Source organism: Desulfuromonadaceae bacterium, assembly GCA_019429445.1.
Classification (GTDB): Bacteria; Desulfobacterota; Desulfuromonadia; order Desulfuromonadales; family JAHYIW01; genus JAHYIW01.
The window spans coordinates 1-25,218 of the sequence record JAHYIW010000016.1; the positions used below are offsets into that span (position 1 = coordinate 1).

The window sequence follows — 25,218 nt, forward strand, 5'->3', positions numbered from 1 at the left end:
GGTTGCCCGCCACGACGACAACGTGCCGACAGGGTGACGCGGCCACCCGGCACAGGAAACGGTAATAGAGCTCTTGGGCACGGTTGCTCGGAGTGCTGGTGTCAAAAACGTCGCCTGCCACCAGCAGTACATCAATTTCATTCTGCTGAATCGTCTCCGCCAGCCAGGTCAGAAAGGATTCGAACTCCTCGTAGCGTTTTCTGCCATAAAGGGTGCGGCCGATGTGCCAGTCGGATGTATGGAGGATTTTCATTTAGCCTCCTGCGGAACTGGTGTTATCGGTCTATTTTTAAATTCTGTTTGCCACTGTTTTAATCCATTAAAATCTGTCTCCAACTCATCCGGTTCTGGAAGCGTGACTGGTGCCTCAAGTGGTTGGGAATGTTCATATCTCGAATATTTTGTCATCAGGTCATCAAAGTATTTGCAGTCTGCTTCTGAGATCTTGGCCAGATTGCTAATCTTTCCCATCGTATTTATTGCCCGTCTATACCGCTGGACAACATCCGACATGAGTTCGTACTCCACCATTCGTTCAAGAAGAATTCTGAATTCACTACAGATAGACTTCGCTTCTGACTTGTAAGCATCAAAACCACTTTCATTGAATAGTTTTTTTGCTTTTGGAAGCTCGCTATTGATTAGCGTGTTGAGTGCTTGTAATGGTTTTTGAGCTTGTAGAGGGGTGTTTCCCGGCTCACCACTTCCCCACGGTTCTTCACGGATACATATTATTTCAGGCTTTACGCTAACCTTTTTGGCATAGTCCTGAACCATCGCCAGAAGTGATAGGCGATGGGTGAATATGATAACTTGTCTCTCGGAAGCAATAGAGCAGAGACGTTGAACAACTGCCTCTTCGTAATTTTGATCAAGTGAAGAAATTGGATCATCAAATACAAAGGGAGCCGGATGTGTCCTGCCTGTGACATCAGCAAGAAATGACGCAATGGAGACAATCCGATTTTCTCCCTCGCTCAGAATATCGGCGAGACCATTCTGAGAGGCACCTCGAAGCTGGAGCTTATGAAGGACTCGGCCCTTGGAGACTTTTGATTTCACGAGCTCAACCTTCACCTGAGAGGCACCGAGGGCCTTGAGCTCTGCGTTGAACCTCTGCACGAACGCATCTGTAATCAAGGCCTCTGCCAGTTCCCCTTTCTTTTGAGACAGAGCTTTGGTATTGGTCAACTTCTTCGCTTCCTGGATCTGATTCAGCAGCTTCAGGCGATTAACTTCTTCATCGATGGCGGCGCGGTGCTCAGACAACCACTTTTTGGCCTGTAGGCTGATCAGCTTTTTCTTGATCTCCTCTCGATTGTCACTTTTGGCGTCTTCGTCATATTTTGCCGCGAGTTCACCGAGGCTCTTCGAATGGGCATTTGTTTCTTCGATCCACTTCGGTGAGAGCATAATAGCGGGAATGGCTTCTTCGGAATCGATCCCTGGAAGCTGATCTTTCCTGGCCTGTAATTGAGTAAAGAATTCCGTCACCTGGCTGGCGACTTCATCCTGTGGAATGCCTCCCGCATCGATTCGTGTCTTCAGCGTCTCCGATGTCGGTAACGCCTCGATAGTCTGAGTGGCGGTCTCATACTCCTTGACCGCATCCGTTGCGGCTTTCTGCATTTCACCCTTCACGAACTTTTCGAAGGAAATCAAGCGGTCCTTGGCCTCTTGGGTCAAGGTCTGATGGCATAGAACACAACGGGAACCATCAGAAACATTCGGGTAGTCGGTTTCTTTGTAGGCAGCCGATACGGAGTAACTTCGGGCTGCTTCCCAAAGTTCTTTCCAGACATCAGATCCGATACCTTCCAACTCGCTGCCGGAGAATACCTTTTCCGCCGCCGTATCTGCCGCTGTCTTCTTGAGGATCGACTTCTTCTTGGCAGCAATGATCCGTCGGCAATTCTCGTCCGATAATTGATCCAGATACTTTTGGGCATCATGGATCAGAGTGTCGATATGCTGTTTCTGCTTTCTCAGCTGCTTCGCTTTTTCCGCCGGTGCCTGTTCGGCAAGGCGCTGTTGTAGCGTTTGCATCTCGGTCTCGTCAGTGCTGCTAAATACGCCGTGCTTGTCGATGTCCTGGGTGGTGGTCTTGGCACTGATGGATTCGTACCAGATACCTTCTGAAGTTACTTTCTTGTCAGCCGGGATATTCGGCTTTTTCGACTGGTGCCGATTGGTCTCGGCGTCCAGGGCCGAGGCGACCTTTTCACATGCGAGGATGAGCGAGCTAAAAAACGATAATACCGGCGGCTCGTAGCTCACTTCGTCTTCGCTGCTGACAAAGACCTTGCCAAACGAGGTGTCGAAAATATCAACGCTGTTGAGGTCATCGCAGATACCTTGTCCTGACCACGTATGACTCTTCGGAATGCCGTCCTGCTCAAACGAAATGCTGGCTTTCTGCACGGCAGAACCGGGCTTATAGACATTGCGGTGAAGGGTACCCGTCTCGCGGGCACCGCATACATGCTTGAGGAGTCTGACGTAACCGGATTTGCCTGATCCGTTGTTGCCATAAACAATCGTGATATTGCCCTTACCAAACTCAAGTGGTTTTTTCGGAGCAAGGGCGTTTACTCCTTCGACATCACTGATTGAACACAAACGCAAGGTACCTGCAGCGCCCTGGGAGAACGCGGAAGCAGGAAAGGAGCAGGTCGTTTTGGACAGCTTTCCGTCAGATTCCTGCTGGCACAGGGTTGCGAGCTCAGAGACGTCTTTGTCAGTAAGCTCAGACTGCTGAAGTAGCCGAGTAGCCGCAATCTGGAGCCACTGGGGACGCTCTGAAAACCATTTGGTCAGTGATGCCGAAATATTACTCATGCTTTTGCCCCTCCCATACCGACAATCTCCATCAGCTTCCCGTAGCTGGTCACCACGTCATACTTCACGTGTTCTGGATCAATCTTGCGGTTGACCTCCGCGAAGAACTTGCGGGCGCATTCGATTTTTGTATGCTCAATAGCCCGCAGTTCCATGCTGGACATGGAGCCTTTGGTCTCGGCGACGAAATAGATGTGCTTGACCGAGCCTTCCTTGAAAGAAATGGCCCAGTCCGGGTTGTAGTCGCCGACGGGAGTAGGAATCAGAAAGCCTCTGGGGAGCTTTGCATAAACGACCACCTCGCTGCTGGTATCCAGCTCTTTCACAAACTCCCTTTCAACCTTGGAGTCGGTAATCACGTAGTCGTAGATATGGTTTTTCAGCTTTTCGCTGGCTTTGCTGAAATCCTGCTTGCTTTGGCCTGCGGTGAAAATATCGATATCGTGGGTCTCGGCGATGTTGTCGTAGCTCAGCCGCTCGATGATGATCGTGGCCTTCTGCTCATTGATCAGCCGCGACCCCTCGGCAATGAAGTGCTCGGGGTTCTGTTTGAATTGCTTGAAAACTGCGGGTTGAACGTTGCTCAATATATCCGCGATTGTTTTCCGAGTGAGCTGGGTGTTTTCGGCGATCTTTCCGAGCAGGTCGTAGGTGACCATCGTATGAATCGAAGCGTTATATTCTTCCGTAGCAGTTTCACGAACTTCGAATGACTGACCCGCCTTTACTTGATCGTAGGTGGCCTGAGAGACCTGTTCGCCACCCTGGATAGTGTACTGCAGAGGAGTAACCCGGAGCTCCTTGTCAAGCGTCCGAATGCAGTTCTGTATGAGTTCGTTTGACTCAAACTCAACGCGGTACACGGCCTTCTGGTTGATACGGTCCCACAGTGCCTTAAACTCTTTCTTCTCGAAGTTGGCATTCAGCGGGTTGGTCTTCGGTTTACGGTCATCACCCACGTCAGGCAACTGGGATTCACTGAAGACGCTGTCGATCAGCGCGAAAATCTGCTCCGCATGAGGAGCAAGCTCAGGAGGGAGCGCCGCCAGGGTTCCATCGGCTTTTGCCCGGTGATAGGTCTCGGCAACCTGGTCCGTGGCGTCATCCGTATAATCGTTCTTAAGCAGATATTTATAGATTTGCTTGGCCATGACCGGGGTGATTTCCAATGTTCCGGTTTCCGTGGTGATGACCTTCCCTGTGAAGTAGGCTTCGTCCGCCTTGCGGGGGCGAGCCGACAGCGAGTCACTGATTTCACGCTGCAGGTTGGCTACAAAGTCCTTATAACTTTCGCTGGCCACAACGGTTAGGATATTCACATCGTGAACTGTGGCCGGGTGATCCATGCGGTCACCGTGCTGGTTGACACTAATCCGCAACCCCCGACCAACCTCCTGGCGGCGCGAGATCGTGTTGTCGCTGTGCTTGAGCATGCACATGACAAAAACGTTGGGATTGTCCCAACCTTCACGCAGGGCCGAGTGAGAAAAGATAAAACGGACCGGTTCTTCGAAGGATAAAAGCCGCTCTTTGTCCTTCAATATCAGATCATAGGCATCGACATCATCCGAGAGTCCCGCCTCTTCACCCCGTGTCTTAAAACTTGGATCAGTGAGCTTTTTCGTTTTCTTGTCGATGGCGAAGTAACCGTTGTGCGTCCGGCCAACCCGAATATCGGTCAGGTATTTGCGGTAATCCTCGTTATCGAGTGCGAGCTCCCCTAAATATTCAGACTTGAGCAGTTCGTACTCCTCCTCAAAAATACGGGCATATTCTCCCTGATCATCCGCCTGACTGTAATCGCGATATTTGGCGACTTCATCGATGAAGAAAAGTGACAGCACCTTGATGTTTTGAGCGAAGAGGTGCTGCTCCTTCTCAAGGTGCGCTTTGATGGCTTCACGAATTTGAATCCGCCGCATCGTCAACTCGGTTACGTCTCCGGTCGCATCACCCGCAGACAGAACGTGGCCATTGGTAAATTCGACCGTGTCGTTATTGGCATCGATTTGGGCAATGACGAAGCCACGATATTGATCGAGCTCATTCGATTCAACGAACAGGTCCTTGCCGCGTTCCAGGCGTTTCACAATGCGCTTAATCCCATTTCCCTGGCGCACCTCCAGCTCAATACGGGCGACCGGTGCCTTCTTGGAAATCTCGATGGATCCCAGATAGAGATAGGCGTTGGTGCCTGCCAAGCCCTTCACCGCAATGCCGCGCACCGCGATCTTCTTCACCAGCTTCTGGTTATAGGCGTCCAGAGCATCGAGGCGGTGAATCTTGTTGTGGGTGGTGCGATGAGTCGCCGAGTAGCGCAGGATCATCAGCGGTTTGAACTTTGAGAGCGCCTCCAGGGTTTTTGCGCCTTCCATTTTCTGTGGCTCATCCAGAATCAGGATGGGGCGGTTGCTGCTGATCACATCAATGGGTCGGCGTGACTGGAAATCGTCCAGTTCATCATAGATGCGGCGGTTGTCCTTGCCCGTGGCATTGAACGCCTGGATATTGATAACCATGACATTGATGCCTGCATCCGACGCAAAGCTCTCCAGGTGGTGAAGTTGCTTAGAGTTGTAGATAAAGAACCGGGCTTTTTTGCTGTAGCTCTCCGTAAAGTGTTCGGCGGTAATTTCCAGCGATTTAAGCACACCTTCACGAATGGCGATACTGGGGACCACCACGATAAACTTGGACCAGCCGTAGCGCTTGTTCATCTCGAAGACGCTCTTGACGTAGCAGTAGGTCTTGCCGGTCCCGGTCTCCATCTCGACGTCAAGATTGACCTTGCAGCCAGCGCTGAACACCAGTTTGTCGGACAAGGGCAGATTTTGCCGCCGCTGCACGGCATGGATATTGGTCAATATCTGGGCATCGGTCAGTTGGAGATCGGCGTTCTTGAAGCCGCTCTGCTCCAGGTACGATGTCTGGTAGTAGCCCTGCGAATCTTTCCGGTTTGTGCCCGGATCAATGCGGTAGGCAATGCCCGAGGTATTCACCTGCCCGGCAAAACAATCGACAACAGCTTCAACTGCATTGGTTTGATAAGGCTGGACTTTGAATTTCAGTTTCATGCCTGCCCCCCGACGATTGCTTCAAAACGTTGCAGCCACGCATTAAAAAGAGGACATTGCTCCCGCATCTTCTGTATACCGATATTGCGCGCCACGGTAATGCCCGTTGTCGTCTTGGGGAATTCACCATTCATCGACCACCCGTCAAGTCGCTTTGAAGGAGCCGTTACCGGGCTGTTGTTGATTGCCTCAGGTTCTCCGCACTCTTTCAGTACCGCCTTGACTTTTTCTTCAGCTATATCTAGTTCAGTTGCGAGACTTGCGCTGTCACTGAAGAGCAGTGCTTCAAATTCGTGAATGACCATGTGGGGGATGAATCTCCTCTTCGCCTGTTGCTTGGCGAAAAGGTCAACCACGGCAGCCTGGGTTGCGTCGTTGATGATTTCCGCAATCTTTGCGGGGGGCGCTTTCGCGGGAACCAAATCTATGCCCGGCCATTCGCGTACCCCATAAAAATCCACCAGTGTCGTCAGGTAAGTATCAGCGCGTTGTTTGAGATGAATTGCAAGGTCTTTCTTGACCCGTTCAAACCTCACGTCACCGCCTTTTTGTCCAGGCTTGCTGACCTGAGTCGGTGTCATAAAAATCATCTTTTTAGCAAGATAGGGCTGCAACAATGATTTGATAAAAATTTCTTCGGTTTTGCCCTCAACAATGGTGATCACCTCGATAAAGTTACTCATAAACCGGCCCTCCGGAGATCACGTTCTTCATCCAGAGTTCACCAACAGAGTAACTTTTGAGCCATTCAGAATAATCTTTTTCGTCAAGCCGCTTGAATGTAGATGCGCCGTCTTCACGATTGACAACGATAATATCGTCAATGCCGAACTGATCGATCAGAGCCGGAGACTGGGTTGCCACGATAACCTGTGTTCGTTTGGAAGCGACCTGAATGAGTTCCGCCAGAATGACGATGGCGGCAGGATGAAGCCCCAATTCAGGTTCATCCACGATAATGGTGGAGGGTGGATTCGGTTGCAGCAGCGCCGTGACAAGGCAAATAAAGCGAATGGAACCGTCGGAAAGATGATAAGGCTGAAGGGGATAATCCGACCCTTTTTGCATCCAGCTGATATTGACTTCTTTTTTGGCGCCACTCTCGCGTGGCTCAAGAATGAAGTCATCAAAGAATGGCGTGACCAGGCGAATGGCATTGAGAATATCTTTGTATTCCTTCGGATGCTTTTGCTTCAGTTTATAGAGGAATGGACCGATGTTTGAGGCATCGGTGCGAAGCACCTTGTTGTCCTCGACAATCTCGTAGTTCCGCATTGCCGCAGTGGAACTGGTGTCGTGAAAGTGATAGATCTGCCACGAGGATATGGCATCGAAAACAGGTTGGCTGTATTTGGTATCACCCTTGTTTTCCTTTACCTCTTTGACCATGCGCGACGTGCCGTCATCGCTATCCCCCAACACCCACCAGCCCGTGGTTCCGCCTTGGTAATACCGCGCCTCGTCTTCAATGGCACAGGCATTGCTCGGTGTAGGTACCAGCTTAAAACGGAATCCGCGAACGCCGAACCTCGTTTCAAACTCCATTTTTTCCGTCACCTTGCGACCATTAAAGAGAATATCCCCCGCGCCGCCGTTATCCCGTACATAACGGTTCAAATTGCCGTCGATCAGCGCCCGCAGCATCCTGAAAAACGAAATGAGATTGCTTTTTCCCGCGCCGTTGCCACCCACCACCACATTCAGATTCGTTAATTCAAAATCGACGAGCGAGCGGATCGACTTGAAACCCTTTATCGTTAATTTATCCAGAGAAGTTCCCATAGCGCCCCCTATATCGATTTCACTTCGGTGCCCGGAGACATCTGCTTGAAAATCTGCTCCACGTTGATCTTGACAGCATCGGAGATAAAACCGGTGTCGCGGAACACAACCCGCAGCGGATTGTGCCCGGCCAGTTCTTTGACCAGGTCCTCATTCACGCCGGTATCGAAACAGGCGACAAGGGCGTTATCGTCCACGAAAAAGACTTCAAAAGAATTTTTAACCACGGAAGACACAGACGACACGGAAGGGTTTTGTTTTTTACCTTCTGTGCTTTCCGTGTTTTCCGTGGTGATAACTGTTTTTCGGATGGGAAGTGAAAGATCCACGCCCCAGTCCAGCAGCACTTGGAAGAGCAGGTCTTCGGGCTTGCGGTCTGGCTTAATGTTGTCGGTGAAGAGTTGGAGATTCTGTTGGTCGATGGCGTCCGGCGTGTAGTAGACGTCGGCCATGTTAGATGAGTCGACTTTTAGGACGCGGAAGCCGATGTCTAGTTTATTTTTAACCACGGAAGACACAGAAGGCACGGAAGAAGAATTGAATAAATCATCTTTGTCTTTTCCGTGTTTTTCCGTGCTTTCCGTGGTCAGCTCTTCCAGAATCTTCTTGCCTGCTCGACGGATGCGTTCCTTGCTGATTTCGGCGATGGTTTTATAGCCTACTTTGAATGCCTCGGAATGTTCGTCGCACGGTTCAGGGAGCTGCACCATGATGAACTTGCGGTTGCCGCCGTCCTCTGCGTTGAGCTGCATAACCGCGTCAGCTGTGGTAGAAGAGCCAGCAAAAAAGTCGAGAACAAGATCTCCTGGATTTGTAGCCAGAATTAACGCTCGTTTAAGCAGTCGTGTTGGTTTTGGATTATTGAAAAGCCCTCCAATTCCAAGAGTCTTTAGTTCGTTATTTGCTTCATGAGTATGGCCAACTTCATCATATGGCCATAAGGTGACCGGGGTTACACCTTCTTTTACATCACAGAGGAAACTCTTCCTGGATGGTGTTTGTGTACCATTAGCGCCAAACCAAATTTCATTGTTCTCATCCATCCTTTTCATTGATTCATCGTTAAAGCGGCGATACGTACCAATGGGCGGTTTCCAAGTGATGCCATTATTAAAGGTGTATTCCGACGTATTGGTGCCACTTTTGGCGTGTAATGGTGTTGCCTTCCATATGCCTTTGGAGTGGTTATCTGGATTTGAGTATGCCGCCAACTGATCTTCATTTCTTGGCAACATTTTTAATGTCATGCCTTGCTTATCCTTGCCGTAGCAAAGAATGTGGTCGTGGTTATCTGAAAACCACTTGGCATCGTTTGCCCTTGTATATTTTTTCTGCCAAATCAGGTTGGCAATGAAATTCGTTTCACCAAAAATTTGGTCTGCTAACTTTCTTAGGTTCCCAACCTCACCATCATCAATACTAATAAAAATGACGCCATCATCTCTCAACAAATTCCTCGCAAGTTTCAATCGCGCATATATCATCGAGAGCCAATCCGAGTGGAACCTCCCATTGGACTCTGTATTAGCAACTAGCCGATTCCCTTCCTCATCCTTCTGATTCGACCTCTTCAGGAACTCCTCTGCGTTCTCGGCAAAATCATCTTCGTAGATAAAATCCTTGCCCGTGTTGTACGGCGGGTCAATGTAGATCATCTTGACCATGCCGAGGTAGGTCTCCTGGAGCAGCTTCAAGGCTTCCAGATTGTCGCCCTCAATAAACAGGTTCTTCGTGGTATCAAAATCCACACTCTCTTCCCGGCAGGGGCGCAGGGTCTTGGCGATGGGGGCATTGGCGGTGAGCAGCGCCTCCCGCTTGCCGGGCCAGTTGAGATGGTAGCGCTCCTGCGGGCCTTCCACGATGGACTCGGACAACTCCTGCCGCAACAAATCAAAATCAATCGCATATTTAACCACAGAAGACACGGACGACACGGAAGGATTTTGTTTTATATTTTCTGTGCTTTCCGTGTTTTCCGTGGTTCTAACCTCCGTCACACAGCCGGGGAACAGTTCGCGGATGCGGGCGATGTTTCCCTGGGTCAGGTTCGGGGAGTGCATTTTCATCTTTTCCATTTAAAACCTCTTTCTTTAACCACGGAAGACACTGAACGTGTTTTTGTTATTATCCGTGTCATTCCGTGTGTTCCGTGGTTCATAAAACAAATCTTTCAATCTGTGCTTTCGGGTGACTGCCGAAGTTGATCAGTAATCCTAATTTCAAGTTTGTTGCCTTCAGGTAGTTGATTACCTGTGCTTTGTGTTCTGGCGATATGTCCTTGACCGCTTTGAGCTCAAGAATGATCTGGTCATAGCAAATCAGGTCAGGCTTGTAGGTTTGCTGTAATCGTTGCCCTTTGTAGTTGAGCGTCAATTCTGGCTGGGAGAGGAAGGGAATACTTTTGGCACTGAGTTCCTTCTCAAGACACTCCTGATATACAGCCTCAAGGAAGCCACAACCGAGCTCTCGATACACCTCGAAAACGGCCCCACGAATGGCAAAGGTTTCTTCTTCAAATAACAAATTACCCATTTCAGTGGTCTTCCGTGTTTTCCGTGGTTAATCGTTCAAGTTCTTGTTTCAGGTCGCGCAACTCGGCATTGATCGCGACCTTGTGGTTGAATTGTTTTTCTTTGCGGAGCCGGGCCTCGCAACGCTCCAGCTCCCGCTGCTTGAGGCAAATGCGCTCCATCCGTTCCACCCGCGCCTGTAAGCCTTCAGCCGGTCGCGCCGGGTATGGCATCAATCCATCCAGCAAACTTTCATACAACTTCCCCAAATCCATCACCAAAGGCAGAGGCTCTCTTTTAACCACGGAACACACAGAATACACGGAAGAGTTTTGTTTTTTACGTTCTGTGCTTTCCGTGTCTTCCGTGATTAATTCTCTAAACCATCCCCCTTCGAAATAGTTGCTGATGACCCACTTGCTGGCATCCGCTTCACTCGGCCGCTTAAAGGCGGCGACAGGTTTTACTTTCCCGTCGAACCGAAGCTCAAAAATGATCGGGAAGGGAATGGCCAGGTCAATGCAGCGCAGCACCTCGGGTTTGAGTTCGTCCCCCTTGAGCGTAATACTGAAGATCTGGATTTCAGGCACGGCCTTTGATGCCTTCAGGTTGACTGTCTCCGGGGCAAGCTTGTGCTGCCAGACGATCTGTTCCACCTGCCGCACAAACAACTGTCTGACTGCATTGCTGGGGCTTCCGTGTTCGTAGATTTTGCTCTTGGGAACAACCCGGCCAAATTTCGCCGATTCAGGGTATTGATAAACCACGGAAGGCACGGAAGGGTTCTTTTCAGGTTTTCCATTCTGTGTATTCCGTGTGTTCCGTGGTTCCATTACTCTTCCTCCTGCACCACGAGAAAGGCGACGAGCTCGAAATCATCGAGCCCGGCGATGGTGTTCACCAGGGCCGTGGTTCTGCCGCCCGAGAACAGACTGTCCAGGTCCTTTTCTTCCTTGACGTCGATCATCGAACGGATCGCGGTACTCAGCAGGTCGGAACAAGTCTTCATGTTCCGGCCTTCGTCGGTCTGCTGATTGAAGAGGCGGCAGACGGCCTGAATGGGCTCCGGTTGTCCCTTGCAGCTGGAGCGCACCAGGTCGAGCAGTGATTTGACCTCGGTGTGGTTGGCAATAACCTGCCCATCGCCCGCGATATAGATCAAATAGTAGGGATGCAGCCGGTTCTGCTGGTTAATGTTAACGCCATGGTTGAGGTTGCGCAGTGCGAAGATGACGCCGGAGTGCAATCCCATTTCTGGTCTGGCGGGGACAACCGCATGCATGCCATTGGGCACGTTGGCAAGGTCGCCATTGGTTTTGACATAGTTCAGCAGGTCCATGCGAAAATCATTCAGACCAAGATCGGTGATGGACACACCTGTTTTAAGGTCTTCCAGTTCGATCACCTCTTCCTGCATACGCCGGAGTTGCTCTTTCCGATACGAAATTTCGCTGCTTTTTGCCGTGAGGACGTTGTCGTCGCCGGTGGCCGTCACGTCGGCAATGACCATCCGGTTTTCGACCCGTTCCTTGAGGTTAATGTATTCATCCAGAGAAATATCGGGCCAGTAGTTGACCAGCTGGATGGTCTTGTTGATCGAGCCGATACGGTCGATCCGACCGAATCGCTGAATGATGCGAACCGGATTCCAGTGGATGTCATAGTTGACAACAAAATCGCAGTCCTGAAGGTTCTGCCCTTCGGAGATGCAGTCGGTGCCAATCAGCAGGTCCAATTCAGCTGATTCATTTGGCAGCACCTGATCCTTATCCTTGGCGCGAGGAGAAAAAAGCGTCAACAGCGACTGGAAATCATAATTCTTTTTGAGGGTTGATTTCGGCGCATCCTTGCCGGTTACTTTTCCGGTGTGCAGCCCCAGTGTTGCCAGCAGGGTATCCGCCAGGTTGTTGTAGAGATAATTGGCCGTGTCGGCAAAGGCAGTAAAAATGAGGACCTTTTTATTGCCATCGTTGATAGGATTTTCAATCTTGCTGAGAATCAGGGCTTTCAGGTGTTGCAGCTTGGCGTCCTCCTCGGGTGTGACTTTTGCCATGGAGCTTAGCAAGGCGTTAATGACTTCCAGATCAACCTTCAGGTCATGTTCCCACGATGGAAGATCCATGTCGGCAAGGTTTATCTTCACCTTGCCGCCGATCTCGGCTTCACCCGGAACTGGGATATCATCTTCCTCGGCTTCGAGGTTTGCCAGGCTATCGGTCCAGTCAGAGACACTGCCAGCATCACCTGTAACCCTGAATGAATCGATTTTGCTCAGGGTGCGGGCATGGTTGTCATGCAGGCTTTTCAGGGTGAGCCGAAAAGCCTCAACCGAGCTTTCCAGTCGCTTGAGCAGATTGGTCGTCATCAATGCCTGCAGGCTTCGTTCGCGGTCTGCCTGCTTCAGCTTCCCTTTGCCACCTTCCACCTGCGTGTCGTACAGGTCTTCATATTTTTTGAGCCGACTGGGCAGGATGTAGCTGATCGGGGCGTAGACGGCCAGTTTAAGCAGCGAGAGCTGTTCAAATATTTCATTGAAGCTCATGACATCCGTGCGGTCGGTCAATGGCGAATGGAATGACAGCGGTTTGCGACGCTCGGGAAACTGGCCTATGTCACTGGTGTCATAGAAGGTCTGGATATGTTTGCGCGAACGGGCAATGGTGACGCTGTCAAGCAGTTCAAAAAAGTCAAAATCAAGGGAATCCAGAATAGCCCGCGCCGTGCGATCCTCGGGTGCCAGTTTTGACCACAGGTTGAAGGCCTTTTGGGCATTGCGGAAGATTTCTTCCACTGATCTGCCCGTGCGCAGCTTCTTGCTGAGATTTTCAGAGTCGCCTTCGTAAGCCAGCGCGAGTTGGTTGCGCAGATCATTGAAGCGGTTATTGACCGGGGTGGCGGACAGCATCAGAACCTTGGTTTTAACGCCCTGGCGGACGACCTGGTTCATCAGTTTCTGATAGCGGGTTTCCCGGTCCTTGACGGCATCGTTGTTGCGGAAATTATGTGATTCATCGATGACGACCAGATCATAGTTGCCCCAATTGATCCGATTCAGAGGAATGCCGAACGACTCTCCCGAGGTGCGGGACAGGTCAGTGTGGCATAGAACGTCATAATTGAACCGATCTCGGGAGGATATGTTGGTCGTCAGGTTGCTGTTGTAATTCAACCAGTTGTCCGCGAGTTTCTTGGGACACAGCACTAGCACCGAACGGTTGCGCAGTTCGTAATATTTCACAACGGCCAGAGCCGTGAATGTTTTACCAAGCCCCACGCTGTCGGCCAGGATGCAGCCGTTGTAGGTTTCCAGCTTATTGATAATGCCTATGGCAGCATCACGCTGAAAATTGAAAAGCTTGTTCCAGACCAGCGTATCCTGATAACCCGTGCGGTCGTTGGGCAGGACGTCTTCATCAATATCATCGAGAAAATCACTGAAGATGTTGTAAAGCATCAGGAAGTAGATGCGCTCTGGCGAATTTTCCTGATAGACCGACGCGATATGATCACAGATTGCGGTGGTCACATCTTCAAGTTTTGTCGGGTCACTCCAGATCTGGTCAAAAAGCTGAAGGTATGTCGACGTAAAGGCCGTCTCGTCTACCCGGTTGACGATGTTGGAAACGGCATCACCCTGCTGATATCCCAGATCCACGGCGGTGAAACCATGCAAAGGCATATATGCCGCTTCCAGCGAAGGCCCCTGAATGCAGGTAAACTGCTGCATCGGGGATTTGGTTTTGTTGGAGCGGAATCTGGCTTTGCGGCGCATCCATTCGGCACACTCGCGGGCAATGGCACGTTGGGTGAGCTTATTGCGAAGCTGGATTTCAAATTCGGAGCCGTAGAGGCTGCGTTCCCGGTTGGCCTTGGGGATAAAAAACTCTCGGCGTTCTTTTCTGAGTTTGTCGGTGACTTCGTTGGGAACGAAGGTCGGTGCCGTGAAGATGAATTCCAACGACTCAATCTTTGCGAGCTCGGACTTTAAAGCTTCATAGGCATAGATCGAAAAGCACGATGCCGCGATCTTCAATTTGGCCTTGGGGTGGATGGAAGCCTTCAGATCGTCGCCCAGCAAAGAATTGATGTTGTCGATGATCTTCATTCGTCCGAGCCCTTCTTGTTGCGGTCCGCCGCACCACCAGCCTCAACCCAGGCATCGACCTGATCTTTCTTGAACTTCCAAAGACGGCCCATGCGATGGGCGGGCATCGCATGCTTGTCGATCCAGCGGTAAACGGTGTCACTGCTGACACCGAGGTACTTGCCTATCTCGTCTACTGATAACCAGCGGTCTTCCATCTCGGCCATATCTCCAGCTCCTCAGGGGCGATTGGTTTTTTTGCCACGCCAGAGGCGGTAACGGGAATGCAGGGCGAAGCTTCCCCAAATTAAAACGTTCTTTAATATATTTAGGCAGAGGCCGATTGTCAAACGATTTCGTCCGGATAAGGCCGCAAAGGTCTGCTCACGGACGTAACCACTCGCCGCTGGCGACTCTTTCCGCGTAATCCAGGCATGGCATCCAGTAAGTCCAGGCAGGAATCGAAGTGCGCCCGCTCCCCATGGATCAGTCCTTCCGGCACCTCAAACGCTGACGTTAGACTTCCGGATGAGCTTCCGACTTGGGCCTTCGGCTTCAGAGAATCAGGGGGCAAACAGAGAAAGAATGGCTGGAAATCGGCCTATGCCTGCCCACCGAAAATCGTAGTGATCAGGTAGGTCGTGTAGCCCACGTAACAGGCCAGCAGCACCGCGCCCTCGAACCGGTTGATACGCCCCGCTCCCCGGAACCCGTAACCGATGACGAACAGCGACAAGGTCAGTGCGGCCATCACCAGTATGTCGCGGGTGAAGACTTCCGGCCCGACTGCCATGGGATGAATCGCGCCAGCGATCCCCACTATCGCCAAGGTGTTGAACAGGTTGGAACCCAGGATATTGCCGAGTGCGATGTCGTGTTCCCCCTTGCGGGTAGCAATAATCGACGCGGCGAGTTCGGCAGTGATGTGCCGACCGCGATGATGGTCAGGCCGATGATCAGGTCGCTGACCCCGAACCGATGGGCGATCTCCACTGCGCCCCACACCAGTATTCGGGAGCTGAAAATCAACAACACCAGCCCTGCCAGCAGCCAGAAGACCGCCCGGCGCAGCGGCATGGAGCGGACCTCCAGCTCCTGTTCCATCTCGCTGCCCAACGTATCCGCTTTTTTCCGCAGCCCCTGCCAGAGGGTCCAGGCCATCACCCCGCCGAACACCGCGAGCAGCACCAGCGCATCGAACCGGGTAATTTCACCGTCCCAAAGTTGCCAGGCCGCCAGCGCGGTCACGACAGTGAGAATAGGCAGCTCCTTGCGCAGCACCTGCGAATGGACGGCGATCGGGCTGATCAGGGCGGTTACCCCCAGGATCAGGGCGATGTTGGTGATATTGGATCCGTATGCGTTGCCGAGCGCGATCCCCGGATTGCCCTGCGAAGCCGACAGCGCCGAGACCACCATTTCCGGCGCGGAGGTGCCGAAGCCGACAATCACCATGCCAATCAACAGCGGCGGCATGCCGAAATGGCGGGCGGTAGAGGCTGAACCCTCCACAAAGCGGTCGGCGCTCCAGACCAGTAGTGCGAGGCCAAAAATGATAGCGATAAAAGGCAGTGTCATATAGATCCCTTACTTATCCGCTTAAACGAGATATCAACATGCGTTGGAAACGTGTTCCCTTGTCCTCTGATCGAAGCCAAGGGAAGGCGTCAATTTGGCACGCCGCCACTTACTCTCCTTTTCATGATGTGCACCTTTCACACTGACTACACCAATGACAGCATCAGGATGGAACCAACCGCCATGGACACAGCGGCGATTTTATGCAGGGTCAGTCGTTCCATTCCCAACCCGACGGCCAACAACAGGGCGACAGCAAAACTCATATTGGCGATGGGAATGACAACGCTGGCCTGACCCTTCTCGATGGCCAGCAGCAGGAAATTGACGATCAGAAACACCAGCACACCCGAAAGAGAGGCATAGGCGGCTTTCTTGCCGGTCATGCGGAAGCGCTTTTCCCGAACCAAGGCGTAGACAAAACCGCCGATGACCCAGCAAAGTGCCGACAGCACCAGCAACGTCTGCAGTGACGCGCCCTGATTCAGCCCCGCCTTGGACACCACGCCATAGACGGCGCGCAGCAGCGAAGCCGCCACGGCCAGAGCGAAAAACAGCGCGAAACGTCGGCCGGTCGCTTCGCCATGACCGCCGGGGCGGTAGAGCAGGATGACCGCGCCGACCCCTGCGACAACGCCAAGCACCTTGAACCAACCGAGACTTTCCTGAAGAAACAGCACCGAGAGCGCCACCACGCCTACCGTGTTGAGTCGATAGACCGTCGATCCGAGACTGGCGTCGATATGGGACAGGCTCTCCAGCAGCAAGATATTGGAACCGGTCAGCAGCACCCCGGCGGCAAGACCGTACACCAGCGAGATATCGGACAGGGTAAATTCAATCCCCCGGATGGCGGCATAGGCAACCTGGAGAATCAACCAGATCAAGCCGATGCCGAAGACGTAGACCCCACGCGAACGGTCTTTGCCCGCATAGCGCTTGAACACAACGTCGTTGACTCCGGCGCATGTCAGACTGAGCAGTGCGTAGAGCACCGACGTGGAGATCATGCGACCCTCCCTTCCGACATCCTTGCGATTGTCACCACTTAGCGCCTCTCCTGCCGGGATGCGCAATCAATACAGAGGGTTGCGGCGGGGTCGGTTTCCAGGCGGCGAATGGCAATCTCTTCCTCACAGGCTATGCACAGGCCGTAATCTTCGGATTGCATCCGCGCAAGTGCAGCATGGATGCGCTGCAACTGAAGGTCGCGACGGCGCTGGGACGCAATGGCCATCGCCTGCCCCTGCATGGCATCCATCCGCGAGAGGCGACCGACGCTGGCCTGATCGAGCGTCACCGGCCTGGTGGAGTCTCTGGCGGCATCCTTGCTCGCCAGCAGCTCCTGCCGCTGAGCTTCCAGCAGTTGGCGAAAGTGTTCGAGTTGGTCGGGTGTCATGGCTGTTCGTCTTTCCCTATGCGGTCTCGTCGGAGCGGTTCTCCCCGAGATATTTTTTGAATTTGCGGCACATGCGCTCGAAGGCCTTCAGTTCGGCCTGGGTCATCTGGTCATAATGATCGGGTAGAATACCGTCATCAGCGACCGATTCGCGCAGCTTCTCCAGCGGATCGTCCTGATACTCCTCGTACAGGGAAACATCTCGGATGATCGTGCCGCCAAGCGACCAGAGGTGGTCGCGATACCGGGCGAAGGTCTTGCGGGATAATCCCTCGGCATAAAGCGCCTGCAGAAAACCGGCAAACCAGGGCAACAGCTTCCTGCCGTAAGCGAGATCTTCCGCAACGCCCATCCAGCTCGTCGGCCAGCTGTCGAAATCCGGTGTCCAGGCGCGAAAACTCTCCGCTTCACTGTTCCTGTCGACGCTCATTTCTCACCATAATCGTTGATGAAGCTGACCGGGGTGATTTGCGCCCGCGAGGAGATAGCACGCAGGTTGTCCATCTCCCGAGCTGTCAAGGGACGGTCGACGGCGAGAAACTCAAGATCCTGGTATTCACTCACGGCAACGTCTCACGCTGATTTTGTGGCCCGAAAGGCCGAGTCGTCCGCCAGATGCAGATAGATGCAGCCGTTCAGCTCGCCATTTTCAATAACCGCCCAACCCCGACCGCAGACCGGATCGTTTTCATCCTGTCCGGACCAGGAAAAATCGAAACGTGGCGCATTACCGCATTGCTCCACCCGGCCATCGACATCCCCGGATATCAGCCCGAACTGAAACTGTCCGGTTCCATCTGAACCGATGTGGATAAATCCCGGTACCTCCATATCGACGTAATCCTGATCCCAGACCTCCATCTCGACAATGCGCCATTTTCCGGCAAACGGTTTCATTTGATTCATAGAATGTCCTTCCAGAATCTCGCTTTGTTTCACGTCAACGTGTGCAGAACGTCAAGCAATAAATCGAAACTTATCCTCTCTTGCTCAAGCCGAACTCGTTCTCCCCAATGGCTCTGGCGCAGTTGATCATAAAGGATCGATTCTTCAGCGTTCAACCGCGTAAGAGTCGCTGTTTCAGGTTGCGTTTCACCCCCCCAGAGGGTCTTGTGTGCAAAGAGTGTCTGCCGGTCCATCAGAAAAGAAACGGCATGAGGAAAGGTTCCGCGTAATTGATTGAGAATGGCAAAGCCGTGAGTATCGATGTCTCCCCAATAGTAGATTTCTTTTTCGTGCAGCCAGTGTACGGCCGCGAGGTTGTCAAAGCCGTACCCCGCCCCGAAAATCACCAGGGCATCAGGAACCTCCGGAAACGCCAGGAAGTTGATCTCGTTTTCAGTGATGAAGACCTTGGCTACCGGCGGATCGAGAGCCGCGAAGGCTGCCTGTGTCAGGGTGATATCCTGATCGACTGCCACCGGCAGCAGCCGGGCATGCGAGTCCAACATTCGAAAACGCACCCGTGACGGTTTATCAAGAAAACCATAGCGCCGACAGAACCCGCCGATGCCCGTGTGAATTCCATCAATAGAGTGCTCCGGCAACACAAGATCGAGCAGTTCCGTCAGCACGCCGCGATGCCCTTCAATCAACTTGGTATGGACACCCGGCAGGTCAATCTGACGCAGATAGATCGCCGGGCGAGGATGCGTGAGGCACCAGGCAACAATCTCCAATAGTCGCGGCCAGTCTTCGGCCAATTCCAAGGCACGCAGCGGCCGCTTGGCCAGCCAGGGGAGCAATTCAGGCTGTTTGTCCCTGGTCAGTTCAACCAGCAATGCAAACTGTTCCGCTGCCCGGCGCTTGCCGATGAGGCCGAGAGCGTCAGCAAGCCGGTCGATCCAGATGGCCGCCGGGATGTCATTGGTTCCAAGAACGCGGTGGTTGACGCTGCGCCATGCGATGCGATAGGGACCGGCAGCAGCGGACAACTGGGCGATCCAGTCCCGCACCTCGGGGAAGCGTTCGCCCAGCTCCCGTGAATCAGGGCCTTTGAGGGTCAGACGTCGCGGGAAGGGCGATTCTCCGCCCGCCACGCAGGCGAGCAGCAAACCGCGATCCCAGAGCTTTTGCACCTGAGTTTTGAGATCGGCCGGGGTCGTCCAGCTCATCCCTGCATCCTTTGCTTCTCGGCCCGATATTCCTCGATGGTGAGATTGCGCAACACCGAGTTGCGGCCGTCTTCATTGTGCACAAAGCCGACACCGGCGACAAAGGGCTCGATGATGTGGATCTTCTGCAACGGCGTGACGATCAGCAGTTGCAGATTGAGCTGGGCGAACAGCTCCAGGCCATATTGGGCCGATTCATCGGAACCGCGCCCGAACGCCTCGTCGATCACCACAAAACGGAAAGAGCGCGAGCGCACCGCGCCCCATTCCAGACCAAATTGATACGCCAGACTGGCGGCGAGGACGGTGTAAGCGAGCTTCTCTTTTTGGCCGCCAGATTTGCCGCCGGAATCGGCATAATGTTCATGTTCGCTGTTATCTTCGCGCCAGCGTTCGCTGGCGGCAAACATGAACCAGTTGCGCACATCGGTGACCTTGGCCGTCCAGCGCCGATCCAGATCGGCGGATTCATCGCGACCACGAAAACGCTCAATGATCCGCCGCACCTGCAGGAATTTAACCTCAGAATATTGTGCGTCGCCCGAGCCGGTGGTGGTGCTGTCGGTACAGGCGCGGAGATCGGCTTGAAAATCACGGATATCGGCATCGACGGTCGCTTGGGTTTCGAGGCTGATGTAACGCCCGGGATTGTAGTCGATCTGGGTGAGCGATTCGTTGATATGCGCGATCCGTTCTTTAATCGTTTCGCGTTCGCGATGCAGCTGGGAATTGAAGTTGGCAATTTCGTTAATGGCATTGACGTTGAGCAGCTCCTTGAAACGCGCCTCAAAACGCGGCAGATCGTCGGCCCGCAGCTGATCGAGCATGCCGCGATATTCGTCAGCGGCCGCAAGACTGGCATCGACATCGCGGGTTTCCAGCTGCCAGGTTTCCCGATATTCGGCCATGGCCCTAATGATCTTTTCACTCAGGCGGCTGAGCTTGCGGTCCTCGGCGTCGATTTTCGTCTGCAGCCAGTCACGCATGTCCCGCTCGCGGTTGTCACAGGACTCAACCGTCAGCACATGGCCGCCGAGCGCCTCCTCGCGCAGCGCTTCCAGCAGGGCAAAGCGCTGGACCGCTTCCGCGCCGACGTCCGCCAGCAGCGCGCCAGCCTGCTGCTGCACCTCCTGCGCGGCGCTCATTTTCTGTTCGGTTTTCGAGCGCTTGTCCTTGCGTTCGTCAAGCTGCTGTTCGGTTTCGCGCAGTTCGGATTCCAGCGCGCCGAGTTGCCCGGCCAGGGTTTGCAACAGATCGGAAGCGGCCTCAAGATTATGCTTTTCCGCTTCCAGCCGACCGATGGTCACCACCAAAGGTTGCCAGTCGAGATCGCGGTAATCCGCAAAGACCTCCAGCTTTGCAAGGGTGTCCAGGCGCTCTTTGAGGTTTTTCTGTTCCTGCTGCAGCTGACCGATGCGACCGGCAAATTCAGCCAGCTGCGTCTCCTCTCCTTGCGCTTTTTCTTCCAGGGCCTGGATCTTGGCGGCATTGCTCCAGCCGAGAACATAGCGGCTGCGATCGTCGAGGCGGTGGCGGTCGTCTTTTTCGTGGCGCTCACCGGGCGCCTTGATCTGCCCGGCCAGAGTGATGGCTTTCTTTTCCCGCCGGAATTCTTCCTGACTGGTGCAACAGGCCAGATCGAAACGCTGGCCGACTTCCTGTTCCAGCCAGTCAAAATAGGCGGAATCCGCCTTGATCGCCAGTTTGCGCGCCAGCGAATCAGGACGTCCGGTTGCCCGCTCCTTGCGCCCCTGCGGTCGAACCCGGAAATAGACCAGTCGCCCTTTCAAGTGGGTGCTATCGACCCATTCAGCGACCCTGGCGTAGGCCTGATCCGGCACCAGCAGCGAGAGCCCGAAGTTGTGCAACAGGCGTTCAATAGCGCCTTCCCAGTCGCGTTCGTCTTCGCGGACCTGAAGCAATTCACCAGCGAACGGCATCTCATCTTCCGCCAGATTCAGCGCCTGACAGAGACTGCGCCGCATGGCGATCTGTTTTTCGTCAATATTGCTGCGGCGGGCTTTCAGCCCCCTGATCTCGGCGGTCAGCTGTTGGTGCTCACGCCGCCCCTGGGCAAAAAAGACCCCCGCCTCATTCAGCTCGTTCTGCACCCGATCTTCCGCAGCAGCGGTGGCTGCGCGCAAGGTCGCGCATTCAGCACGCTGGCGCAGGAAATCCACCTGGGTGGTCGCGGGGTGGGCGCCAATGAGTCGCACCAGCTCAGCATAGTGGGCGGCTTTTTGTCTGCGCCGGCCGAGTTCATCCTGCAGCTGGCGAATCTCCTCGCCGATGCTCTCAATCCGATCACCGCCGTTTTCGGCAATGGTACGCCGCAACTCACGTTCACGCCCCAGCTGGGCACGGCGCTGCTCTTCCAGCCGTTCGACCACCGCCTGGTGGCGCTGCAATTCCTCTTGCAGAGCAGCGAGCCGCTTCGCCAGCAATTCCGACTTGAGACCGGCAAACCAGGGGCGCAGGGTGTCGCGGCAGTCCCGCAGGTTTTCCGTCGTTTGCAGCAGATCCCGGTGCCGATCGCAGTCGGCCGCCAGGGGTTCCAGCATCTCCACCTGACGTTTGGCCTTGAGAACGGCTTCGTGGGCCCGATTGAGATTTTCAAAATGCTGGATCAGGGCGGCGATTCGCGGCACGACATCAAACGGTTCAAGCATGTGGCTGCGCACGAAATCGGTGAGATTCCCCACTGATTTGAGAGAAACGGTCTGATGAAACAGGTCGAGCGCCTGCTCGTTATCGATCCCGAAGCGCCGGCGAAACCAGGCTCCGTAAGGTGGAAAACTGTCAAACAACTCGACCCCGGCCCCCCGAAGCCGTTTGCGCAGACCGCTGATCTCAGTGCCAAAACCTGCGAAGTCGGCGCTGATCGATAGCTCGCCTTCGCAGGCGGCATAGAGGCGCGCCGGCTGACCGGCGGTGTCCTTCATCCAGAACACCTGGGCCAAAGTCACCGTTTTGTGGTAACCGGCATTGTAAAAGACCCCGAGAACCACCGAATAGCTATTGGGATCGCGTAAGGCGACCGGCTTGGCGCTGCCCAGGGGTTCCTGGCGTTCGGATTTAAAATAACCGAGCACGTAGGAGCGCAACGAACGTTCCCGGCTGTCGGCACCTGCGGCCTTGTTGTAGGCGATGCGCTGGCTCGGTACCAGCAGGGTGGTCACGGCATCGACCAGCGTCGATTTACCGGAACCGATATCGCCGGTGAGCAGGCCGTTTTTACCCTCCAGCCGCAACGTCCAGACCCGGCCGTCGAAGGTCCCCCAGTTGAAAACCTCCAGCCTTTGCAGACGGAAGCCAGCCAGATTATCATCGGCCATAAACTCCAGTTCAAGGGTCTCAGACATCGACGTCCTCCTGCGGCTGCGCAAACGGCTGCCGGTATTCGGCCAGGCGCTGATCAAAGTCGGCCAGCCATTGCGCATCGACAAAGGCCTTGAGAATCCGCCGGACTTCAATCATCTGCCCCTGGCCGCGCAGGCGACGTACAAATCCCAGCTCAGCAATTTTACTCAGCGTGGCATCAACCTGATCGATCAATTTGACATCGTTACTACCAGCCGGCAGAAAAATCCGAATCAGCTCCACCACTTCATCCCGCGAAAGAATCAGTCGCGTATCTCCGCCTCCGGCATCGCTTTCAGCGAGTTTTTTACGCAACAACGCCAACAGCAAACTGACCGGATAAGACAGCTGCCGCCTTGCCACCAGCCGGGGGACGGCGTTGCCCCCCACCTCCCCGGTTTCAGGCCGAGAGCGCAAAAAGGCGTAGCCTTCCGCCTCGTCAAGCAGCAGTTCCAACCCGAGCACGGCGACGTAGTCGCGCACGCCAGCCTGCATATTCAGCAGAGCATTCCACAGCCCCGAGTGTTCCTCCTGGTAAATTACGCCCTTCAGCAGCGGCACGACCACCGCTGAGATTTCGTGCTGCGGGTCAAGCGACCGGCGGCCCAGGTTATCAGTATGCTCCATTATCCGTTCCTCAATAAAATAATCCGCGGCATGCTGGCCCGGCGGGTCGCCCCGGTATCCGTCTGCCAGCTCACCTGTTCCTGCTGCTGTTCATCGACCACCTTTTGCGACCACTCCCCGGCCAGGTGCAGATAGGTTACCAGTTCGGCCAGACCATTCCGCAAAGGATGTTTGGCCACCACCTCGCCCAGACTTACCTGATTGCGCCCCTGTAAGGCCTGACGGATGTTGCGCGCCAGCTCCGCCTTGTCAACCACCACCTGCGCATACAGCGCGGCGGTGTCGATTTCAACCTCCCCATCGTCCAGGGCCAGCTCGGCAATCAAAGGTTTGAGCGCGAGGCGATAAAGCGGTCGTTCCAGCGGCAGATCGATACTCGCGGATACTTTGGCCAGGGGCATGAACTCGCCGGCGGGCAGGTCTTCGCGCAGCGCCAGGGCGTGGGCCTCGATCTGGTGGAGAATATCCATGATGCGGCGATTCTCCAGCCAGGCCTGATCATCGAGAAAGCGGCGCAACTGCTCGGAGAGTCGCGCCACGGTGCGCTGGGTATATTCGCCCGCCTCCAGCCAGTCGTAGTGAACCCGCTGCAGACGGGCATCGGGGCGCAGCGCGACAATCGGCGGCAAGGCCAGCACCTGTTGCAGCAAGCCGCTCAACTCTTCCTGGCGGGTTTGCGACATCAGAAAATCCCAGAAAGCGCGAAAGCTCTTCCCTTGGTCGGAATCGGCGATGGCGTCGCGTTCCCCCAGAATCTGTTCGAGCAGGGTGCCCTTGGCCCCTTCCCAGAGAGCGATGCGCTCGCGCACGCGGCGATCGAGGGTGCGAAAATTCTGTTCCACCTCGCGAAAATCGGTCAACAGTTCCCGCGCCAGCTGTAAAAACTGCTGAAAACGGTCTTTGAGCGCCGTATCGTCCATAAGCGGGATATCGCCGCCAAGAATGCGGGAGATTTCATTATCAATCTCGCCGCGCCGTTTTTGCAACTCGTTAATCCGCACTTCGGGGTCGGTCTGGCTCCCCTCACTCATCTGCCGCAGCAGGTCAAACAGGGTCAGAAGCCGCGACTCGGTGCCGACAAAAGCGCGTTCGGTCAGTCCTTCCAGCCAGGCCAAAACCTTTTCCGTCGCCGGAGTCAGATCAAAGTGCGGTTCATCGGTGCCGGTCGGATAGAACTTGCGCAGCCACCCCTTGTCGTTGTCGGCCCAGTCGTTGATGTATGTTTGCGCGGAGCCGGGAAAAGCCCCGCCCCCGAGTTGCTCGCGCAAAACAAAGAGCTCATCTTCCAACGCCTCGACCAGGTCTGCCTGCGACAGCTCGCGGACATTGGGCACGATGAACACCCGGCGCAAAAAACCGGCCACCAGCGGCGCATGCTGGGCGCGCAGCAGCCGCCAGGCCGGGTGGTTCTGGCGGAGCAGCTCTAATGTTGCGTAGTCGAGTGCCATATCTTCCCCCGGGGGTTATCCACCGCCGTGCCCGTGCCGGGCATCACCTGACGCCCCTTGACGGTCAGGCGGTATTTCTGCTTGCTGCTGCGCGGCTTGTCGGGGATGGTCATTTTAACCAATCCGGCCTCCAAAGCGGGGAGCAGATAGGCCTTGCGAAAATGCTCATCGTCTTTCAGCCCGAGCGCCTCTTTGAGTTGCTGCCGGGTCATCTCGGCGGTCAAGACTGAAAGCAATCTGACTTCCGGGGTAACTTCCCGGGTTACTTCCGGGGTCGAACTGGTCACGGTATCCAGAATCATCCGCAGCATGAAGGCGATGAACGGGGCGGAGTCGGTCTTGTGGGTGCTTTCCTGAATGGCCTGGTAATACTCGACCTGGTGCTCGAAGATCAGGCTTTCCAC

At 54.3% G+C, this 25,218-nt stretch carries 20 protein-coding genes and 1 pseudogene; all 21 read right to left on the minus strand.

Annotated elements, in window-relative coordinates; translation table 11 throughout:
- A partial coding sequence (gene sbcD / locus K0A93_07925) for an exonuclease subunit SbcD (protein ID MBW6512027.1) occupies positions 1-253 on the minus strand: 253 nt, incomplete at its 3' end.
- Positions 250-2,838, minus strand: a complete 2,589-nt coding sequence (locus tag K0A93_07930) for an AAA family ATPase (GenBank protein MBW6512028.1) — start codon at positions 2,836-2,838, stop codon at positions 250-252. The genes sbcD and K0A93_07930, both read right to left, overlap by 4 nt.
- Positions 2,835-5,912, minus strand: coding sequence for a DEAD/DEAH box helicase family protein (locus K0A93_07935; protein ID MBW6512029.1), 3,078 nt, complete (start codon positions 5,910-5,912; stop codon positions 2,835-2,837). The genes K0A93_07930 and K0A93_07935 overlap by 4 nt, the downstream gene beginning before the upstream one ends.
- Complete coding sequence (locus K0A93_07940; GenBank protein MBW6512030.1) at positions 5,909-6,595, minus strand: DUF4276 family protein; 687 nt, start codon at positions 6,593-6,595, stop codon at positions 5,909-5,911. The genes K0A93_07935 and K0A93_07940 overlap by 4 nt, the downstream gene beginning before the upstream one ends.
- On the minus strand, positions 6,588-7,694 hold the full coding sequence (locus tag K0A93_07945) for an AAA family ATPase (protein ID MBW6512031.1): 1,107 nt from the start codon (positions 7,692-7,694) through the stop codon (positions 6,588-6,590). The genes K0A93_07940 and K0A93_07945 overlap by 8 nt, the downstream gene beginning before the upstream one ends.
- A gap of 8 nt (positions 7,695-7,702) precedes the next feature.
- Positions 7,703-9,769 (minus strand): site-specific DNA-methyltransferase, encoded by a 2,067-nt coding sequence (locus K0A93_07950; GenBank protein MBW6512032.1) that lies wholly within the window; start codon positions 9,767-9,769, stop codon positions 7,703-7,705.
- Positions 9,770-9,848: 79 nt separating this feature from the next.
- Positions 9,849-10,226, minus strand: a complete 378-nt coding sequence (locus tag K0A93_07955) for a GxxExxY protein (GenBank protein MBW6512033.1) — start codon at positions 10,224-10,226, stop codon at positions 9,849-9,851.
- Between the two features lies 1 nt (position 10,227).
- Positions 10,228-11,037 carry a DUF4391 domain-containing protein gene (locus K0A93_07960; GenBank protein ID MBW6512034.1) on the minus strand — a complete coding sequence of 270 codons (810 nt, stop codon included), beginning with the start codon at positions 11,035-11,037 and terminating at the stop codon, positions 10,228-10,230.
- The gene (locus tag K0A93_07965; GenBank protein MBW6512035.1) at positions 11,037-14,309 is read right to left on the minus strand and encodes a DEAD/DEAH box helicase family protein; all 3,273 of its coding nucleotides are present in this window, start codon (positions 14,307-14,309) and stop codon (positions 11,037-11,039) included. The genes K0A93_07960 and K0A93_07965 overlap by 1 nt, the downstream gene beginning before the upstream one ends.
- The gene (locus K0A93_07970; GenBank protein ID MBW6512036.1) at positions 14,306-14,515 is read right to left on the minus strand and encodes a helix-turn-helix domain-containing protein; all 210 of its coding nucleotides are present in this window, start codon (positions 14,513-14,515) and stop codon (positions 14,306-14,308) included. The genes K0A93_07965 and K0A93_07970 overlap by 4 nt, the downstream gene beginning before the upstream one ends.
- A gap of 374 nt (positions 14,516-14,889) precedes the next feature.
- Positions 14,890-15,866, minus strand: a pseudogene (locus K0A93_07975) (calcium/sodium antiporter).
- A gap of 146 nt (positions 15,867-16,012) precedes the next feature.
- Positions 16,013-16,876: a DMT family transporter gene (locus K0A93_07980; GenBank protein MBW6512037.1), complete on the minus strand. Its 864-nt coding sequence runs from the start codon at positions 16,874-16,876 to the stop codon at positions 16,013-16,015.
- Positions 16,877-16,914: 38 nt separating this feature from the next.
- A complete protein-coding gene (locus tag K0A93_07985) occupies positions 16,915-17,265 on the minus strand; it encodes a TraR/DksA C4-type zinc finger protein (GenBank protein MBW6512038.1) in 351 nt (116 codons plus the stop codon).
- 16 nt (positions 17,266-17,281) lie between these two features.
- On the minus strand, positions 17,282-17,695 hold the full coding sequence (locus K0A93_07990) for a hypothetical protein (protein ID MBW6512039.1): 414 nt from the start codon (positions 17,693-17,695) through the stop codon (positions 17,282-17,284).
- Positions 17,692-17,829, minus strand: coding sequence for a hypothetical protein (locus K0A93_07995; GenBank protein MBW6512040.1), 138 nt, complete (start codon positions 17,827-17,829; stop codon positions 17,692-17,694). The genes K0A93_07990 and K0A93_07995 overlap by 4 nt, the downstream gene beginning before the upstream one ends.
- 9 nt (positions 17,830-17,838) lie before the next feature.
- Positions 17,839-18,171 (minus strand): hypothetical protein, encoded by a 333-nt coding sequence (locus K0A93_08000; protein MBW6512041.1) that lies wholly within the window; start codon positions 18,169-18,171, stop codon positions 17,839-17,841.
- A gap of 29 nt (positions 18,172-18,200) precedes the next feature.
- A complete protein-coding gene (locus K0A93_08005; protein ID MBW6512042.1) occupies positions 18,201-19,379 on the minus strand; it encodes a hypothetical protein in 1,179 nt (392 codons plus the stop codon).
- Positions 19,376-22,741, minus strand: coding sequence for an ATP-dependent exonuclease SbcCD, C subunit-like protein (locus K0A93_08010; GenBank protein ID MBW6512043.1), 3,366 nt, complete (start codon positions 22,739-22,741; stop codon positions 19,376-19,378). Before K0A93_08010 ends, K0A93_08005 begins: the two co-directional genes overlap by 4 nt.
- Positions 22,734-23,366, minus strand: a complete 633-nt coding sequence (locus K0A93_08015) for a DUF4194 domain-containing protein (GenBank protein MBW6512044.1) — start codon at positions 23,364-23,366, stop codon at positions 22,734-22,736. Before K0A93_08015 ends, K0A93_08010 begins: the two co-directional genes overlap by 8 nt.
- Positions 23,366-24,814, minus strand: coding sequence for a DUF3375 domain-containing protein (locus K0A93_08020; protein ID MBW6512045.1), 1,449 nt, complete (start codon positions 24,812-24,814; stop codon positions 23,366-23,368). The genes K0A93_08015 and K0A93_08020 overlap by 1 nt, the downstream gene beginning before the upstream one ends.
- On the minus strand, positions 24,790-25,218 hold the full coding sequence (locus K0A93_08025) for a hypothetical protein (GenBank protein MBW6512046.1): 429 nt from the start codon (positions 25,216-25,218) through the stop codon (positions 24,790-24,792). Before K0A93_08025 ends, K0A93_08020 begins: the two co-directional genes overlap by 25 nt.